The organism is Amycolatopsis sp. CA-230715 (genome assembly GCF_018736145.1).
Classification (GTDB): domain Bacteria; phylum Actinomycetota; class Actinomycetes; order Mycobacteriales; family Pseudonocardiaceae; genus Amycolatopsis.
Map to the genome: position 1 here is coordinate 1,496,124 of NZ_CP059997.1, position 17,263 is coordinate 1,513,386.

Genomic DNA, 17,263 nt, shown 5'->3' on the forward strand with positions numbered 1-17,263 from the left:
GGAGAACTCGGCCGACGCCGAGCCGGGGTCAGGACTGAGCTTCGGGTTTTCCGGTGCTTTCGGGGGTTTCTTCTTCGAAATCCTCGGGGAGGTCGAATTCGCCGTCCCGCACGCCTTTGACGAAGGCGTCCCATTCCGACGGGGTGAAGACGAGGACGACGCCGTCCGGTTTGGCGGACTGGCGCATCGCGGTGTAGGTGACGCCGTCGGTGTGCTCGACGAACGCGTACTCGACGCAGTCGTCGAGCGTGACGCCCTCGGGTTCGGCGCGGATCCACGGCGCGTTGGTCAGGTCCAGCTCGTGCCGGATATGCGCTTTGTCGTCGACGGGCTGGTCGCTCATACCCCCACAGTATCGGGAGCCCGAGACACGCTGAAGGCCACCTTGACTGGGAGTCAAGGTGGCCTTCAGCGACAACAACTACGCCGTTTCGGTGATGGGGCGGTCGACCCAGGACATCAGGCCGCGCAGCTTGGCGCCGACCTCCTCGATCGGGTGGTCCTTGCCCTTCTGGCGCAGCGCGAGGAAGTTCGGGCGGCCGTTGTCGTCCTCGGCCACCCATTCCTTCGCGAAGCTGCCGTCCTGGATCTCGCCGAGGATCTTCTTCATCTCCGCCTTGGTGCTGTCGGTAATGACGCGCGGGCCGCGGGTCAGGTCGCCGTACTCCGCGGTGTCGCTGCAGGAGTAGCGCTGGCGCGCGATGCCGCCTTCGTAGATCAGGTCGACGATGAGCTTCAGCTCGTGCAGCACCTCGAAGTAGGCGATCTCCGGCTGGTAGCCCGCCTCGACGAGGGTCTCGAACCCGGCCTGGATGAGGTGCGAGGTGCCACCGCACAGCACCGCCTGCTCGCCGAAGAGGTCGGTCTCGGTCTCCTCGGTGAAGGTGGTCTTGATGGTGCCGGCGCGGGTGCCGCCGATGCCCTTCGAGTAGGACAGGCCGAGCGCGAGCGCGGTGCCGGAGGCGTCCTTCTCCACCGCGACCAGGTTCGGCACACCCTTGCCGTCGACGAACTGGCGGCGCACGAGGTGGCCGGGGCCCTTCGGCGCGACCAGGACGACGTCGACGCCTTCGGGCGCGTCGATGTAGCCGTAGCGGATGTTGAAGCCGTGGCTGAAGAACAGCGCGTCACCGGGCTTGAGGTTCGGCGCGATGTCGTTCGCGTACACGGTGCGCTGCACAGTGTCCGGCGCCTGGATGGAGATGAGGTCCGCCTCCGCGGCGGCCTCGGCCGGGGTGAGCACCCGCAGGCCCTCTTCCTCCGCCTTCGCCCGGGACTTCGACCCCTCGGGCAGTCCGATGCGGACGTCGACACCGGAGTCGCGCAGGCTCAGCGCGTGCGCGTGCCCCTGGCTGCCGTAGCCGATCACGGCGACCTTGCGGCCCTGGATGATGCCGAGGTCGGCGTCGTCGTCGTAGAAGATTTCCGCTGCCATGGGGGGTGTTACTTCCTTTCCTGACTGAAAGACAAAACTGGGTGGCCTACCTGGCCGAGGTCGCGGTGATCGAACGCGCTCCGCGCCCGACCGCGACCATGCCCGACTGCACGAGTTCGCGGACGCCGTAGGGTTCGAGCATCCGTAGCAGTGCGCCGATCTTGTCGGAGGTGCCGGTCGCCTCGACGGTCAGCGCCTCCGGCGACACGTCGACGACCTTGGCGCGGAACAGCTGCACGGTTTCGAGCACCTGGCTCCGCACCGTGGCATCCGCCCTGACCTTGACGAGCAGCAGTTCGCGCTGCACCGCGCTGGCCTTTTCGAGCTCCACGATCTTGATCACGTTCACCAGCTTGTTGAGCTGCTTGGTCACCTGTTCGAGCGGTAGCTCCTCAACGGCGACCACGATCGTCATGCGGGAGACCTCCGGGTTTTCCGTCGGCCCCACCGCGAGGGACTCGATGTTGAAGCCGCGCCGGGAAAACAGGCCCGAAACGCGCGCGAGCACACCGGGGACGTTCTCGACGAGAACACTCAACGTGTGGTTGGTCATCGAGCCTCTCCCTGCGCTTGCGAAGCTTCGGCCGCGGCCTCGACCGGTTCGACCGACACCTCGTCGTCGTCGAACAGCGGCCGGATGCCCCGCGCGGCCATGATTTCGTCGTTCCCGGTCCCCGCGGCCACCATCGGCCACACCTGGGCATCCTTCCCCACCACGAAGTCGATCACGACGGGGCGGTCGTTGATCTCCATCGCGCGCCCGATGACCTTGTCCACGTCTTCCTTGGTCTCGCAGCGAAGGCCCGCGCAGCCGAGCGCCTCGGCGAGCAGGGTGAAATCGGGGATGCGGTGCTTGTGGGTACCGAGGTCGGTGTTGGAGTACCGCTCCGAATAGAACAGGTTCTGCCACTGCCGGACCATGCCGAGGTTGCCGTTGTTGATCACCGCGACCTTGATCGGCGCGCCCTCGATGGCGCAGGTGGCCAGTTCCTGGTTGGTCATCTGGAAGCAGCCGTCGCCGTCGATCGCCCAGACCTGCTTGTCCGGCTGGCCGAACTTGGCGCCCATCGCGGCGGGCACCGCGAAGCCCATCGTGCCGAGCCCGCCGGAGTTGATCCACGACATCGGCTTCTCGTACTTGACGAACTGGGCCGCCCACATCTGGTGCTGGCCGACGCCCGCGGTGTAGACCGCGTCCGGGCCGACGAGCTGGCCGATGCGCTCGATGACGTACTGCGGCGACAGCGTGCCGTCGTCCGGCCACTCGTACCCGGGCGGGAAACCGTCGCGCCATTCGCTGACCTGCGTCCACCACGCGGCGAGATCGGGCTCGCCGTGCTCCGCGCGGACCGCGGCGATCAGCTCGGTGATGATCTCCGCGCAGTCGCCGACGATCGGCACGTCCGCCTTGCGGTTCTTGGAGATCTCGGCGGGGTCGATGTCGGCGTGCACCACGGTCGCGTCCGGTGCGAACGAGGACAGCTGCCCGGTGACGCGGTCGTCGAAGCGGGCGCCGAGCGCGATCAGCAGGTCCGCGCGCTGCATCGCGGCGACGGCGGCGACCGACCCGTGCATGCCAGGCATGCCGAGGTGCTGGCGGTGCGAATCGGGGAACGCGCCGCGCGCCATCAGCGTGGTGACGACCGGGATCCCGGTCAGCTCGGCCAGTTCCAGCAGTTCCTTCGACGCCTGCGCCTTGATCACGCCGCCGCCGACGTAGAGAACGGGACGGCGCGCGTTCGTGATCAGCTTCGCGGCTTCGCGGACCTGCTTGCCGTGCGGGCGCAGCGTCGGCCGGTAGCCGGGCAGGCGCATCTCCGGCGGCCACGCGAACGACGTGGTCTCCTGCAGGACGTCCTTCGGGATGTCGACGAGAACAGGGCCGGGGCGCCCGGTGGAGGCGAGGTGGAACGCTTCGGCGATCGTGCGCGGGATCTCGGCGGGGTCGGTGACCAGGAAGTTGTGCTTGGTCACCGGCATCGTGATACCGCAGATGTCGGCTTCCTGGAAGGCGTCGGTGCCGATCAGGCTCCGCGACTGCTGCCCGGTGATCGCGACCACCGGCACCGAGTCCATGTTCGCGTCGGCGAGCGGGGTGACGAGATTCGTCGCGCCGGGGCCGGAGGTGGCCATGCACACGCCGACCTTGCCGGTCGCCTGCGCGTAGCCGGTGGCGGCGTGGCCCGCGCCCTGCTCGTGGCGGACCAGGACGTGCCGGACCTTCGTCGAGTCGAGCAGCGGGTCGTACGCGGGGAGGATCGTGCCGCCGGGGATCCCGAACACCACTTCGGCGCCAACGGATTCGAGTGACCGCACGAGCGACTGCGCACCGGTGACCCGCACCGGCGTGCCCGCGGGCGGCGCGGGCTTCGGGCGGGCTCCCATGGTGCTCGGCGACGCCGGATTCGGCGCACCGGAGTTCGTGTCCGATCGCGATGTGGCGCTAGTCATCGGTTCTGCCTCGGGGGGTCTCGGTGTCACTCGTTCGGGTTTATCGGCTTCAGGCAACAAAAAACCCTCGCCGACCATAAGGTCGCACGAGGGTCGCGCATCGACGCAGCGGGAGTGCTCCTAAGCGTCGATGCGCTTGGGAAGTACGAGGCCGGTCTGAATGTTCACGGCTCCGACCGTAAACGGTGCACCTCGGAGGTGTCAACTCTGCGGGACGGCGATTCCGCATGGTGGACGCCGACCGCCGTTTGCGAACGCTCGATAACCCACCCGCGCGCGCGTGGCGCGCGCGAGCGGTGCACCATCGTGCAATGGCGAAAAAAGCGCAGCAAGAGCAGCAGGACCAGGGCCGGAAGGCGATCTTCCGCATCCCCGCGACCGCGATACTGGCGATCGTCGTACTGGTCGTGTGCGTGACTCCCGTCGCATTCGGCGGGATCCCCGGGCTGCAGGCGCTCTACCTCGTTCCGCTGGGCCTGCTGTGGTTCGTGCAGCGGATGCGGACCGTCGCGACCGCCGACGGGCTGGCCGTGCGCACCATGTTCGGGCACCGCGACATCCCGTGGACCGCGTTGAAGGGGCTGGCCATCACCAGCAAGGCCAGGGTCCGCGCGGTGCTCGGCGACGGCAGCGAGATCGCGCTTCCCGCCGTGCGCACGCGGCACCTGCCGGTGCTGTCACTGGTCAGCGGCGGCTTGCTGAAGGACCCCACCGGCCTCACCGACGAGGACACCGCACCGTCCCAATCGGACACTGCGCCGGAAGCGGCGGCCGATGCCGAGACGATCAGCACAGAGTCGGCCGGCGAGAACGCTCCGCACAAGGAGTAGCCTCGAAGCACCGCCAAGATCCGCGACGCCCACCCTTCGCGCCGCTCCCCGGTTTTTGTTCCACCTGAAGATCAGCACCTTGGAGTAGCCGTGCCCCAGCTACGGTCCCGCACCACCACCCACGGCCGGAACGCCGCGGGCGCCCGTTCGCTCTGGCGCGCCACCGGGATGACCGACTCCGACTTCGGCAAGCCGATCGTGGCGATCGCCAATTCCTACACGCAGTTCGTGCCGGGTCACGTGCACCTCAAGAACCTCGGCGAGATCGTGGCGGAGGCGGTGGCCGAGGCCGGTGGCGTCGCGCGCGAGTTCCACACCATCGCGGTGGACGACGGGATCGCGATGGGCCACAGCGGCATGCTTTACTCGCTGCCCTCGCGCGAGATCATCGCCGACTCGGTGGAGTACATGGTGAACGCGCACCAGGCCGACGCGCTGGTGTGCATCTCGAACTGCGACAAGATCACCCCCGGCATGCTGAACGCCGCGATGCGCCTCAACATCCCGACCGTGTTCGTCTCCGGCGGGCCGATGGAGGCGGGCAAGGCGGTCGTGGTCGGCGGCGTCGCGCAGGCCCCGACGGACCTGATCACCGCGATCTCCGCGTCCGCGAACAGCGCCGTCGACGAGGACGGCCTGTCCATTGTGGAACGGTCCGCCTGCCCGACCTGCGGCTCGTGCTCGGGCATGTTCACCGCGAACTCGATGAACTGCCTCACCGAGGCGCTCGGCCTTTCCTTGCCTGGCAACGGCTCGACGCTCGCTACGCACGCCGCGCGCCGCGACCTGTTCAGCGGCGCGGGCCGCACCGTCGTGGAACTGTGCAAGCGCTGGTACGGCGAGGACGACGAGAGCGTGCTGCCGCGGTCGATCGCCACCAAGGAAGCCTTCGAGAACGCGATGGCGCTCGACATGGCCATGGGCGGCTCGACGAACACCGTGCTGCACATCCTCGCCGCCGCACAGGAAGGCGAGATCCCGTTCACCATCGACGACATCGACGCGATCGGCCGCCGCGTGCCGTGCCTGTCGAAGGTGGCGCCGAACTCCGACTACCACATGGAGGACGTGCACCGCGCGGGCGGAATCCCGGCGATCCTCGGTGAGCTGTACCGGGGCGGGCTGCTCAACACCGGCGTGCACTCGGTGCACTCCCCCGATCTCGAATCCTGGCTGTCCACATGGGACATCAGGGCGGAGTCGCCGTCGGCGGCCGCGGTGGAGCTGTTCCACGCGGCGCCGGGCGGGGTCCGCACCACGGAGGCGTTCTCCACCGAGAACCGGTGGTCCAGTTTGGACACCGACGCGGTCGGCGGCTGCATCCACGACGTCGAACACGCCTACACCGCCGACGGCGGGCTCGCGATCCTGCGCGGCAACCTCGCCGAGAACGGCGCCGTGATCAAGTCGGCTGGCATCGACGAGGAACTGTGGCGGTTCGAGGGCCCGGCGCGCGTGCTGGAAAGCCAGGAAGAAGCGGTTTCCGCGATCCTGGCTAAGAAGATCCAGCCGGGCGAAGTGCTGGTGATCCGCTACGAGGGCCCGGCAGGCGGCCCCGGTATGCAGGAAATGCTGCACCCCACGACGTTCCTGAAGGGCTCCGGGCTCGGCAAGAAGTGCGCGCTGATCACCGACGGCCGGTTCTCCGGCGGCTCGTCGGGGATCTCGGTCGGCCACATCTCCCCCGAGGCGGCCGCGGGCGGCACGATCGGGCTCGTCCACGACGGCGACCTGATCCGGCTGGACGTGCACGAGCGGCGGCTCGAACTGCTCGTCGACGACGAGGTGCTCGCGGAGCGGCGGGCGAAGATGGAGGCCAGCGAGCGGCCGTGGCAACCGGCCGAACGCCAGCGCCCGATCACCGCGGCCCTGCGCGCCTACGCCCGCATGGCCACCTCCGCCGACACCGGCGCGGTCCGGGACCCGAACAAGTAAGAACTAACCGAACTAGGGAGTATTTCGTAAGCGGCGGAGCCGCTTGAGTGGGCCATCAGCTCGCACCGCCGCGGGTTCTCAGCTGTCTTCTCGCGAGGACAGCTCCAACGTGGTGAATTGGCATTCATGAGTTGGAGATCCCGGAACGAGAAGGCCGCTGAGGTTCCGCCACCCGCACCGCTAAGCAAACCGGATCAAATACTGCATGTGCCGCGGTCGGCTTCGTCGTGCTCGTGGTCCAGCGTCGCGGCCGCGCGGTACTGCTCGCAGACGGCGTGGACGGTGCGCTCGTCGCGGAACCGCCGGACGTACTCCGCGCGGACTCCGGCATCGAAGGCACCGGGATCGTCGGACCACGAGTCGAGCACGTGGTGCACGAACTCCTCCGGCGGTCGTACCCCAGCGCCGAAATGACCTCCACCTGGTCGCGGACGAGCGCGCGCATGCTGTACGGCGCGTGGTCCGCGGTGCTCGCCGGTTTCCCGCTGTCGCCGTACCCGCGCAGGTCCGTGGCGACGACGGTGAACCGCTCCGCGAGCCGCGGCGGCCGTGGATCGTGGTGCCCGCCGCGGTGACGTCGAATTCCTCGAAGCTTTCAAAGACACCGAACATCCGGCTACCGGAAGAGCACGATCACCAGTACCGAAGCGGCCGCCGCGAGCAACAGCCCGAACAACCCGAAGGGCAGCGGTTTGCGGCGCCACGGGGTGTTCACGTCGAGTGCGATCCGGCCGGAACCGGTGAACAGCAACGAGAACGCGACGGCGCCGAGCAGCAGTTCGTACTCGAAACCCTTGCCCTCTCCCATGAAGAAGCCGCCGTGGAACTTCGCGTAGACGATGTTCGCCGCGACGCCGAGCAGCGCGGCCGCGCCGAGCGGGGTGAACAGGCCGAGGATCACCAGCGCGCCGCCCGCGATCTCGCTGATCCCGGTGATCCAGGACAGCAGCGTGGTCTGGCTGGTGAACCCGAACCCGCCGAGCGCGCGGGCGAACCCGGCGATGCCGGGCCCGTCGAAGAGCCCGAACACCTTCTGCAGGCCGTGCGCGCCCATCGTGCCGCCCAGCACCAGGCGCAGGATCAGCAGGCCGAAGTCGAGCCCGCCGTGCCAGCGCGTGGAAGTGTCCTTCTCGGTGCTTTCCTCGGCCCCGGAAAGGATGCTCGTGGTGGCACCCGATGAGGCCGTGTCGTCGAACAGGCTGGTCTTTTTGCCGTACTCATCGTCGTGAGTGGTCACGCGCGCAGAGTAAGGGATCCGGCCCGGCCTCGCACGACCCGCCCGTCAGTACTCGCCGTGGACGAGGTTGTCGGGCAGCTCACCGCTGGCCCACCGCGCGATCTCGGCCGCCGCGACCGCGTAGGACCGCTTCTGCGCGCCCCTCGCCGCGCCCGCGACGTGCGGGGTGAGGAACAGGCCCGCGGCGTCCCACAGCGGGTGGTCCTCCGGCAGCGGTTCGGGATCGACGACGTCGAGCGCGGCGCGCAGCCTGCCCGTCTTCAGCTCGGCGACGAGCGCGTCGGTGCGCACCACCGGGCCGCGCGCGACGTTGACCAGCACGGCGCCGTCCTGCATCGCGGCGAGGAACTCCGCGTCGACCATCCCCCTCGTCCGCGAGGTCAGCGGCACCATGAGCACCACGACGTCGTGCGACCCGAGCAGCTCGGGAATCTCTTCGACGCCGCGGACGCCGTCGCGCGCGTTCAGGCCGACCATCTCGACCCGGGTCTCGAACGGTTCGAGGCGCCGCTTCAGCCGCCTCCCGAGATCACCGGCACCGATGATGAGCACGCGCTTGCCCTGCAACGTGTCGGTGCTGTGCCGGTACCAGCGCCGCTCGTCCTTCGCGGTGGCGAAGGAGTGCACCTCGCGATAGATCGCGAGCAGCGCGGCGACCACCCATTCCGCGGTGCTGCCGCCGTGCGCGCCGCGGCAGGTCGACAGCAGCATGCCCGCGGGCACCTCGCCGACCCAGTCCTCGGCACCGGCGGCGAGCAGCTGGATGAGCTTGAGGTTCGGCAGCCGCTCGAACAGCTCCCTTCCCTCGCGCGCGCTGTGGAAACCGGGTATCAGCACCTCGGCCTCGGCGGCTTCGGGCGGCAGCGGCTCACCCCAGGTGTAGCGAACCGCGCGCACCCCGGCGAGCTCGGCCAGCGCGGTCACCCCGTCGTCGTCGGGTACCAGCACGGTAATCGTCATGTGTCCCACCGTAACCGGCGACACTTACCCATGGCTCACGGCGGGCCGCCTAGGCTCTGTATTCGTGCGTATCCGTCCCACCTGGTGGCCGGCGGCCCTCGTGGCCGGCGGCGGCCTCCTGCTGTCCAGCTGCGCCCAGTTCGACGACCGCGCCGCGGACCAGACCTACGCACCGGCGCCGACGCTGACCCCGGAGGCAGGGCCCGCGCCCGATCTTCCCGAGATCGGCGGCAAACCGGGCGGCCCGCCCGCGCCGAAGAGCGCGCCGTCCACGACGGTGCAGCCGCCGCAGGGCTGCACCGACTTCGACAAGGCCGTGATCGAGACCTGCCTCGACACGGTGGCCGCGGTCGCCGCGCTGCCCGGCGAGGGCGACAACCCGTCCGCGCTGGCCGGTGAGCGCAAGAGCGGGCGGATCCTGCGAGTCGCCGCGAACACCGATCCCGCGCAGCTCGCGAAGGTGGACGTGGACCCGGCAGGCGACGGCGGGCTGACCGGGCTCGCGCTGTCCCCGACCTACGGCGAAGACCAGCTCGTGTTCGCCTACGTCACCACGGCGAGCGACAACAGGGTGGTCCGGATCGCGAACGGGCAGCCGCCGAAACCGGTCCTCACCGGTATCCCGCGCGGGTCGACCGGGAACCGCGGCGCGATCCTGCCGGACGGGAAAGGCGCGCTGCTCGTGGCCACCGGCGACGCGGGCGATCCGGCCGCGGCGACGCATCCCGCCTCGCTCGCGGGCAAGGTGCTGCGGATCGACACCACGGGCCGGCCGGCGGCGGGCAACCCGACCGCGGGGTCCCCGGTGTTCGCGAGCGGCCTGCACGCGCCGGGCGGGCTGTGCAAGTCGGCCGACGGCTCCCGGCTGTGGGTCACCGACCGCGACGACAACAAGGACCTCCTGCACCGCGTCCAAGCGGGCACCTCGCTTTCCATCCCGGCGTGGACATGGCCCGCGAAACCCGGCGTGGCGGGCTGCGTCGACGCGGGCGCGCAGCTGTGGGTCGCCGCGGCGGGCGCGGCCAACATGCAGAACCTGCCGATCACCCCCGAAGGAACCGTCGGCGGCAAGCCGCAGGAGACCATGAACGGCAAGAACGGCACCAGCTACGGGAAACTGAGCGCGCTGTCCCCCATCGACCAGCACTACGCGTTCGCGGGCACGGTGAACAAGGACGGCGGCAAACCGGTGTCGAGCGACGACCGCGTCGTGATCATCGCGCTGCAACCGAGCCAAGGCGGCGGCAGCAAGGACTGACCGCCAGGCCCTCCCCGCCGCGACGCGCATCGGCGGATGTCCGAGCGGGGCCACCGCACCCGGGAGTCTCCGCGATCCGGAAAGCCAGCCGGAAAGCCATCGCGCGGAGGACTCGCGTACCGCTAGCTTGGAAGGACGCCTACTCCGAGAGGAACCTCTTGCGCAAGCTGACCTACTACGTCGCCGCCTCGCTCGACGGGTTCATCGCCGGCCCCGACGGGGACTTCAGTTTCTTCGCGCTCGAAGGCGATCACCTCACCGCGCTGAACGAGCAGCACCCGGAGACGGTGCCGACGGCGTGGCGCGAGGCGGCCGGGATCGACGGGCCCAACAAGGTGTTCGACACCGTGCTGATGGGCAGGGGCACCTACGAGATGGGGATCAAGACCGGCAGCTTCAGCCCGTACCGGCACCTGCGGCAGGTCGTGTTCTCCACCGGCTATTCGGGGGAACTCGGCGAGGGCGTCGAGCTGGTCAGGACCGACCCGATCGCCAAGGTTCGCGAGCTGAAGGAAGAGGACGGGCTCGGCATCTGGTTGTGCGGCGGTGGCGGGCTGGCCGGTTCGCTGCTGCCGGAGATCGACGAGCTGATGATCAAGCTCAACCCGGTGGTCGCTGGCTCCGGGATCCCGTTGTTCAACCGGGAGTTCACCGCCGCGCAGTTCCGGCTGACCGCACACGACGTGTACGACAGCGGGGTCGCGGTCATGACCTACGTGCGGCGCTAGCGCCCGCCGCGCACGAAATCGCGGCGCAGTCCCACCCGCCAGCCCGACCACCACCCCTCACTGAGACGCTTCGCGCCGCTGCTCCATCGCACACGCGGCCATCGCCAGCGGGCCGGGGACCAGCGCGGCCACCGGCGGCAGCACCCACGCGCACAGCGCCGCGGTCGCGAACGCGAGCAGGAGCAGCAGGCTGCCGCCGGGATCGGCGAAACTCGCCGCGGCCGCGTCCGCGTAAGCCCGTCGCCAACCCCGCGCAGGCATCGCCACCGCGCGCAGTCCGATCACGGCCAGTGCCACGGCGACGAGCGCGAGCGCCACCGTGAACGGCTTCCCGCCGGGCAACCCGGCGCCCGCGAGCAGGAAATCGGCTGCCAGCACCGAAGCGACGCCGATCATCGCGAGCCCAGCGAGAAGGTCCGCGCGCCAGCGCGCCCGCCGGGAGAACGCGCGCCAGAACGACCCCCTGCCGCCCCGCAGCACCTCGCACGCGGTCGACAGCGCCGCGGGCGCGGTCACCACCGGCAGGCACGCGACGGTCGTCGCGATCCCGACGCTGAGCACGTCGGCGAACAGCTCGAACCTCGGCCCGAACAGCTCACCCGGTTCCCGGCTCATCCCTTCAGCCCCGAATTCGCCATGCCCTCCACCAAAAAGCGTTGGAAGGCGAGGAAGAACAGCACGATCGGCAGCAGCGCGATGACCGACATCGCGAACATCGGGCCGTACGCCGACTGGCTCGAGGTGTCGACGAAGTTCCGCAGCGCCAACGTGATGGTGAACTTCGCGGGCTCGAACAGGTAGATGAGCTGGGTGAAGAAGTCGTTCCAGGTCCAGATGAAGGTGAAGATCGCGGTGGTGATCAGCGCGGGCCTGGTCAGCGGCAGCACGATCCGGGAGAACGTGCGGAACGGGCCGCACCCGTCGATCCTGGCCGCCTCCTCGAGTTCGCGGGGCAGCCCGCGCATGAACTGCACGATCAGGAACACGAAGAAGGCGTCCGTGGCGAGGAACTTCGGCAGGATCATCGGCCAGAACGTGTTCACCATGCCGAGCTGGTTGAACACGATGTACTGCGGGATCAGCACCGCGTGGTGCGGCAGCATGATGGTGGCGATCATGAACGCGAACAGCGGCCCGCGCAGCCGGAACCGCAGCCGCGCGAACGCGTACGCGGCCAGCGAGCAGCTGAGGACGTTGCCCAGCACAGCGCCGCCCGAGATGATCAGCGAGTTCGTCAGCAGCTGCGCCACGCTCACCCCGCCGACGCCGTTGAGCGCCTGCGCGTAGTTCTCCCCGGCGAGGCGGCTCGGCAGCAGGGTGAGGCTGGCGAGGACTTCCGACGCCGGTTTGAACGACGCCGCGACGAGCCACGCCAACGGGTACAGCATCAGCAGCAGCACCAAAAGGCACACCCCGTGCAGCAGCACGCGCCGGTTCCGCATCACGCCCCCTTGTCCGCGTAGAACACCCACGACCGCGAACTGCGGAACAGCAGCGCCGTCACGAGGCCGATCGCGACCAGCAGCACCCACGCCATCGCGGAGGCGTACCCCATGTGCGACGCGGTGAACGCGCGGTCGTAGAGGTAGAGCGTGTAGACGAGCGTCGAGTCGGCGGGCCCGCCCTTGCCGCCGCTGATCGCGAACGCAGGCGTGAACACCTGAAACGCTTGGATCGTCTGCAGCACCAGGTTGAAGAACAGCACCGGCGAGAGCATCGGCAGCGTGATCGACAACAGCTGCCGCCACCGGCTCGCCCCGTCGACGGCCGCCGCTTCGTAGAGCTCGCGCGGGATCTGCTGCAGCCCGGCGAGGAAGATCACCATCGGCGCGCCGAACTGCCACACCGTCAGCAGCGCGACGGTGAGCAGTGCCCAGCCCGGCTGGTTCACCCAGCCACCGAGGTCGAGCCCGACCGACGACAGCACCGAGTCCACCGTGCCGCCGTCGTTGAACATCGCGCGCCACACCAGCGCGATGCTCATGCTCGCGCCGAGCAGCGACGGCGCGTAGAACGCCGAGCGGTAGAAACCCTTGCCCCGCTTGACGGAATTGAGCGCGAGCGCGACCACGAGCGCCGCGGCGAGCTGCAGCGGCACCGCGATCACCACGTACAGCGCGGTGTTGCCGACCGACCGCCAGAAGCGCGGGTCCTCGGTGAACATCTGCGCGTAGTTCCGGATGCCGACCCAGTTCGGCGCGTCGAACAGGTCGTAGTCGGTGAACGACAAATACAGCGAAATCAGCATCGGCAGCAGCGTCAGCACCACGGCGCCGAGCACCCACGGCGACAGGAACACCCACGCCGCGCCCTGTCGCCGCGTGGTCATTGCTTCAACTCCGCGGCGGCTTCGGTGAGGTAGTCCCGTGCCGCCTCCAGCGGGCTCATCCGCTCGAAGGACACCTGGTCGTAGTCGCGCTGAAAGGTGCTCTGCAACGTGTTGTCCCCCTTCGGCGGTGCCGGGGGCGGCGGGGCGAGCCTGCCTTCGAGCCCCTTCTGCAGGTCCGCGATCCGGCGGTCGAACCCTTTCAGCCCCGGATCCACCTTCGCCCGCACGCCGTCGTTGACCGGGATTCCCCTCGACACGCCGAGCACCTCGCCCGCGCCGGGATCGTTGAGCAGGAAGTCGATCAGCATGGCCGCCTCCGCCGGGTGCGGGCTGCGCGCGGAGACCCCGATCAGCATGGCCGGTTTGAAGTACTGGCCGGGTTTCCCGTCCGGCCCGACCGGCATCGGCGCTATCCGGACGCTGTCGCCGACCAGGGACTTGTACCCGCTCGACGCCGCGTCCCAGCTCGGGTCGGACACCGCGTTCCCGCGCCCCATCGGGGTGTTGTCCAGCGCACCGTCCATCTGGGTGGTCTGGCGCGCCGAGCTGACCGCGCCCTCGCGGCGCAGGGTCGTGCACCACTGCCAGAACTCGGCGAGGTCTTCGTCCGTGAAGGCGATCCCGCCACCGTCGTAGAGCGCCTTTCCCTTGCCCCGCAACCACACCTCGAACCAGTCCTCGGAGTAGCCGGGATCGGTCGAGCCCGCTTTCCCGGTGGCGGCGGCGACCTTGCGCCACGCCGCCGCCCAGTCGTCCCAGGTCCAGGTGGCGGCCGGTTCGGCGGCGCCCGCCTTCGCCCACAGCGTCGAGTCGTAGGCGATCGCCTGCGTGCCGCGCGCCATCGGCACCGCGTACTGGACGCCGCCGAGCTGCCCGGTGCGCAGCAGCGCCGGGTCCATCTGGTCGCGGCGCAGCTCGGGACGCTTGGCGAGGTCGAGCAGGATGCCCGAGCCCGCGTACTGGCTGATCTGGCGGTAGTCGAGCTGCATGACGTCCGGTGCGTCACCGCCCGCCGCCTGCGTGGCGAGCTTCTGCTTGTAGGGCTCGTAGGAGGAGAACGAGGTCTGCACGGTGATGCCGGGATGGGTCCGCCGGAACGCGGCGATCGCCTTCTCGGTCGCCTTCGCCCTGCCTTCGTTGCCCCACCAGGAAAACCGCAGCGCGACACCACCCGAAACGCCCTCGGCGCCACCGCAGGCCGCCACGAGTCCACAGAGGACCGTCAGGCAGCAGGCCAGCGCGGACACCGTTGTCCACTTGCGACGCATGTCGCCCACCTCGCCGTCATTCGCCGCCGTAGGGCAGCGTCACTCCCGGTATTCCGTACTCCTCGCGGCGTCCGCACATGCCGTATCCGTCGCGCCTGGACGGGATCGCTTCGCGCACGCCCGAAGCGGCGAGGTGGCTCGCGTCCCCGTTCGCGAGCGCTTTCAGGTGGTCGCCGGTCAGCTCGGCGGCGGCGAGCGCGCCCGCACGCCACTTCGGCACCCAGTCCGCGATTTTCGGTGCCACGAGCGCGGCCGCCGCGCGGTGGAACTCCCGCAGCGGCCCGGTGTCGCCGTCGTCGAACGCGTCCTTCAACCGCAGGTACCCGCGCACCGCGAGATCGCGCCTGCGCCTCGCGGCGTCGTCGGTGCCGGGAGAGGGCAGTGCGGCCGCTTCGGCGTAGGCGGCCGGATCCGCGAGCACCTCGGGCGGGAAGGTGAACACCGCGTCGCCTGCCTCCGGCAGCCCGCTGTTCTGCATCAGCACCGTGACGCGCAGATCGCCGCGCTGGACCATGCGGTGCACGGTGCCCGGCGAAAACCACACGATAGAACCGGCTTCGAGCGGGGTCTCGCGATAACCGCCGCCGACACTCAATGTGTGCGCGGCGCCCTTGCCGCCCGTGACGACGTAGGCCTCGGTGCACGCGAGGTGGACGTGCGGGCTGCCGCCGCACACCCCGTCCTCCGCCTCCCATTCGTAGGCGCGCAGGTGCGAAACCCCGATCCCGCCGGGGAGTGGGAACTCGGTCACGATGCCTCCTCGAAGGGATGCGTCTTCAGGTACCGCTCGACCCGCTCGTGGTCCCACGCCCCGTCGGCGAGGACCACGCGGTACCGGTACCGGAAGCTCTCCCCCGGTGGCAGCGCGAACTCCTCGAAGAACGCCCACGAGAACGCCACCGTGGGCGTGGCCGTGGTGCGGACGAACCAGTGCGACTCGTGGATGGCGTCGTCGTTTTCGGGCGCGTGCGCGAAAACCAGCGTCGAGTGCGCGTCGAACTCGTCGTGCTCGCCGACGAACGCGAGCCACGGCGACTGCTCCCCCATCAGCTCCTCACCGGTGCGCCCGCCGGAGGCGAGCACCTGCCCGCCCGCGAACTCGCGCGGACCGCGCCAGTGCAACCCGGTGTACCCGGCGAGCTCGCGTCCCGCGGTGGTCGGGCTGCCGAAGCGCAGGTACTCGTCACGGGTGTTGGTCAGCTCGATCGACCAGTCCAGCGCCCACGCGCCCTCGTCGGGTTCCGCCGAGTGGACGATGATCCGCCTGCGCTCGCTCGCCCACTCGTCGCCGCCGTGCTCGATCCAGGTGAGCCGTTCGGTGAAGGCCAGCCGGTCACCGTCCACTTCGAACTCGGTGAACCCGTCGTGGCGCATGGACCCGATCACCTCCGGCAGGTCCTGGTACCAGTCACCGGGAACGTAGGTGTGCCCGCCCCAGAAGTTCTGCCCCGACAGGTGGCTCGCGGTCATCTGCAGGCCCTTGTGCCAGCGGTGGTCGTTCGGCCGGTACGCGCTGACCACGTTGCCCGCCAGTGTCCTCAGTGGATGCGCGTAGGGCTTGCGCGCCTCGTAGGCCACCGGATCCGGTTTGTACACATAGGACAGCAATTCGACGCCGCCGGACTCGACGATGATCCGTTCGCCGTGCCGATGGGTGACGGTGAGGCTCACGAAAGCACTCCTTCGGAAGGGGCCACGATCTTCGAAGCGAGCCCGCCGTCCATCGAGGCGTAGAACGGATCACCCGGCCCGATCTCCCCCGCCCGCACCGGAAAACCAGTGAGCGCGGCCTTGTACAGCGCGGCGACGAACTCCAGCGACCGCCTGCCGTCCGCGCCGCTCGACGGCGGTCTGGTGCCCGCGCGCAGCGCCGCCAGCACGTGCGGCAGCTGCGCGGTGTGCGAGCTGGGCACGTCGCCACCGGGCGTGCGCCAGCGCGCCACGCGCCGTTCGTCCTCGACGTGCGGCGCGGGCGTGTAGACGAAGTCCGCGTTGGAATACCCGTAGAGGTGGGTCAGCTCGACGGTCGCGTCCGCGCAGTCGAGCCGGATCCTGCTCACCTCGTCCGGCGAGAGCACGCTGTTGACCACGGTCGCCATCGCCCCGGAGGCGAACCGGACGAGCGCGGTCGAAACGTCGTCGGTCGCCACGTCGTGCACGAGCCGACAGGTCATCGCGCGCACCTCGGCCCACGGCCCGAGCAGGTGCAGCAGCAGGTCCATCTGGTGGATGCCGTGCCCCATCGCGGGCCCGCCGCCCTCGGTCTCCCACTTCCCGCGCCACGGCACCGCGTAGTAGGCGGCGTCGCGGTACCAGGTCGTCTGGCAGTGCGCGACCAGCGGGCGCCCCAGCTCACCGCCGTCGAGCAGGGCCCGGAGGTGATCGGCGCCGGAGCCGTACCGCTGCTGGAACACGAACGCCGCGTAGGTCCCGTTCGCGGCCTCGGCGGCCGTGATCGCGTCGTATCCCGCCAGCGACAGGCACGGCGGCTTCTCGCACCACGCCCACGCCCCGCTGTCCAGCACCGCGGTGACCCCGCCGGTGTGCGCCGACGGCGGCGTGCAGATCGACACCAGGTCCGGCCGCTGCTCGGCGAGCAGCGGCGCGAGATCCGGGTAGGCCGCGATCCCGCCCGACCGCGCGGCGAACTCGCGCGCCCTGGTTTCGTCGAGGTCGGCCACGGCCACCAGTTCGACGTCGTTGTCGAAGAAGGCTTCCCGGTGGGCCTTCGCGATCCCGCCGGTGCCCGCGATCGCCGCGCGAAAGCGCTTTCCAGTCGTTGCGGAGTCAGCCAATGCCGGTGTCCTCCCGCCCGTGGTGGGTGCGCCTCAG

At 69.7% G+C, this 17,263-nt stretch carries 18 protein-coding genes; 5 read left to right on the forward strand and 13 right to left on the reverse strand.

Annotated elements, in window-relative coordinates; genetic code table 11:
* Nucleotides 1-28 precede the first annotated feature (28 nt).
* The 4 genes from HUW46_RS07105 to HUW46_RS07120 form a co-directional block, all read right to left on the reverse strand.
* A complete protein-coding gene (locus HUW46_RS07105; RefSeq protein ID WP_215546524.1) occupies nt 29-343 on the reverse strand; it encodes a DUF397 domain-containing protein in 315 nt (104 codons plus the stop codon).
* A 78-nt stretch (nt 344-421) separates the two neighbouring features.
* Nucleotides 422-1,435, reverse strand: a complete 1,014-nt coding sequence (gene ilvC, locus HUW46_RS07110) for a ketol-acid reductoisomerase (RefSeq protein WP_215546525.1) — start codon at nt 1,433-1,435, stop codon at nt 422-424.
* Nucleotides 1,436-1,481: 46 nt separating this feature from the next.
* On the reverse strand, nt 1,482-1,988 hold the full coding sequence (ilvN, locus tag HUW46_RS07115; protein ID WP_215546526.1) for an acetolactate synthase small subunit: 507 nt from the start codon (nt 1,986-1,988) through the stop codon (nt 1,482-1,484).
* Nucleotides 1,985-3,886 (reverse strand): acetolactate synthase large subunit, encoded by a 1,902-nt coding sequence (locus tag HUW46_RS07120; RefSeq protein ID WP_215546527.1) that lies wholly within the window; start codon nt 3,884-3,886, stop codon nt 1,985-1,987. The genes ilvN and HUW46_RS07120 overlap by 4 nt, the downstream gene beginning before the upstream one ends.
* A 311-nt stretch (nt 3,887-4,197) precedes the next feature.
* Between HUW46_RS07120 and HUW46_RS07125 the strand changes: the two genes are divergently transcribed.
* The 3 genes from HUW46_RS07125 to HUW46_RS07135 all read left to right on the forward strand — a co-directional run bounded on the left by HUW46_RS07125 (nt 4,198) and on the right by HUW46_RS07135 (nt 7,226).
* The gene (locus HUW46_RS07125; protein ID WP_215546528.1) at nt 4,198-4,716 is read left to right on the forward strand and encodes a PH domain-containing protein; all 519 of its coding nucleotides are present in this window, start codon (nt 4,198-4,200) and stop codon (nt 4,714-4,716) included.
* A gap of 90 nt (nt 4,717-4,806) precedes the next feature.
* Nucleotides 4,807-6,651 (forward strand): dihydroxy-acid dehydratase, encoded by a 1,845-nt coding sequence (gene ilvD / locus HUW46_RS07130; protein ID WP_215546529.1) that lies wholly within the window; start codon nt 4,807-4,809, stop codon nt 6,649-6,651.
* A 233-nt stretch (nt 6,652-6,884) separates the two neighbouring features.
* Entirely contained in the window at nt 6,885-7,226 is a 342-nt protein-coding gene (locus HUW46_RS07135) for a hypothetical protein (RefSeq protein ID WP_215546530.1), read from the forward strand.
* Between the two features lie 41 nt (nt 7,227-7,267).
* Here the strand turns inward: HUW46_RS07135 and HUW46_RS07140 are convergent, their stop codons facing one another.
* Both HUW46_RS07140 and HUW46_RS07145 read right to left on the reverse strand, forming a co-directional pair.
* Nucleotides 7,268-7,888, reverse strand: a complete 621-nt coding sequence (locus tag HUW46_RS07140; protein WP_215546531.1) for a DoxX family protein — start codon at nt 7,886-7,888, stop codon at nt 7,268-7,270.
* Nucleotides 7,889-7,933: 45 nt separating this feature from the next.
* Nucleotides 7,934-8,848 carry a 2-hydroxyacid dehydrogenase gene (locus HUW46_RS07145; RefSeq protein WP_215546532.1) on the reverse strand — a complete coding sequence of 305 codons (915 nt, stop codon included), beginning with the start codon at nt 8,846-8,848 and terminating at the stop codon, nt 7,934-7,936.
* A gap of 64 nt (nt 8,849-8,912) precedes the next feature.
* On the opposite strand from HUW46_RS07145, the gene HUW46_RS07150 reads away from it, so the two are divergent.
* A complete protein-coding gene (locus HUW46_RS07150) occupies nt 8,913-10,106 on the forward strand; it encodes a PQQ-dependent sugar dehydrogenase (RefSeq protein WP_254125890.1) in 1,194 nt (397 codons plus the stop codon).
* A 158-nt stretch (nt 10,107-10,264) separates the two neighbouring features.
* Nucleotides 10,265-10,834 (forward strand): dihydrofolate reductase family protein, encoded by a 570-nt coding sequence (locus tag HUW46_RS07155; protein WP_215546534.1) that lies wholly within the window; start codon nt 10,265-10,267, stop codon nt 10,832-10,834.
* 57 nt (nt 10,835-10,891) lie between these two features.
* On the opposite strand, the gene HUW46_RS07160 is transcribed toward HUW46_RS07155, so the two are convergent.
* From HUW46_RS07160 to HUW46_RS07190, 7 genes are read right to left on the reverse strand one after another with little or no spacing between them, the layout of a single operon-like run.
* A complete protein-coding gene (locus HUW46_RS07160) occupies nt 10,892-11,449 on the reverse strand; it encodes a hypothetical protein (RefSeq protein WP_215546535.1) in 558 nt (185 codons plus the stop codon).
* A complete protein-coding gene (locus HUW46_RS07165) occupies nt 11,446-12,276 on the reverse strand; it encodes a carbohydrate ABC transporter permease (RefSeq protein ID WP_215546536.1) in 831 nt (276 codons plus the stop codon). The genes HUW46_RS07160 and HUW46_RS07165 overlap by 4 nt, the downstream gene beginning before the upstream one ends.
* Entirely contained in the window at nt 12,276-13,163 is an 888-nt protein-coding gene (locus HUW46_RS07170) for a carbohydrate ABC transporter permease (RefSeq protein WP_215546537.1), read from the reverse strand. Before HUW46_RS07170 ends, HUW46_RS07165 begins: the two co-directional genes overlap by 1 nt.
* Nucleotides 13,160-14,431, reverse strand: a complete 1,272-nt coding sequence (locus HUW46_RS07175) for an ABC transporter substrate-binding protein (RefSeq protein ID WP_215546538.1) — start codon at nt 14,429-14,431, stop codon at nt 13,160-13,162. Before HUW46_RS07175 ends, HUW46_RS07170 begins: the two co-directional genes overlap by 4 nt.
* A 16-nt stretch (nt 14,432-14,447) precedes the next feature.
* Complete coding sequence (locus HUW46_RS07180) at nt 14,448-15,182, reverse strand: cupin domain-containing protein (protein ID WP_215546539.1); 735 nt, start codon at nt 15,180-15,182, stop codon at nt 14,448-14,450.
* Complete coding sequence (locus HUW46_RS07185) at nt 15,179-16,102, reverse strand: PmoA family protein (protein ID WP_215546540.1); 924 nt, start codon at nt 16,100-16,102, stop codon at nt 15,179-15,181. Before HUW46_RS07185 ends, HUW46_RS07180 begins: the two co-directional genes overlap by 4 nt.
* Nucleotides 16,099-17,226, reverse strand: coding sequence for a Gfo/Idh/MocA family protein (locus tag HUW46_RS07190; protein WP_215546541.1), 1,128 nt, complete (start codon nt 17,224-17,226; stop codon nt 16,099-16,101). The genes HUW46_RS07185 and HUW46_RS07190 overlap by 4 nt, the downstream gene beginning before the upstream one ends.
* Nucleotides 17,227-17,263 lie beyond the last annotated feature (37 nt).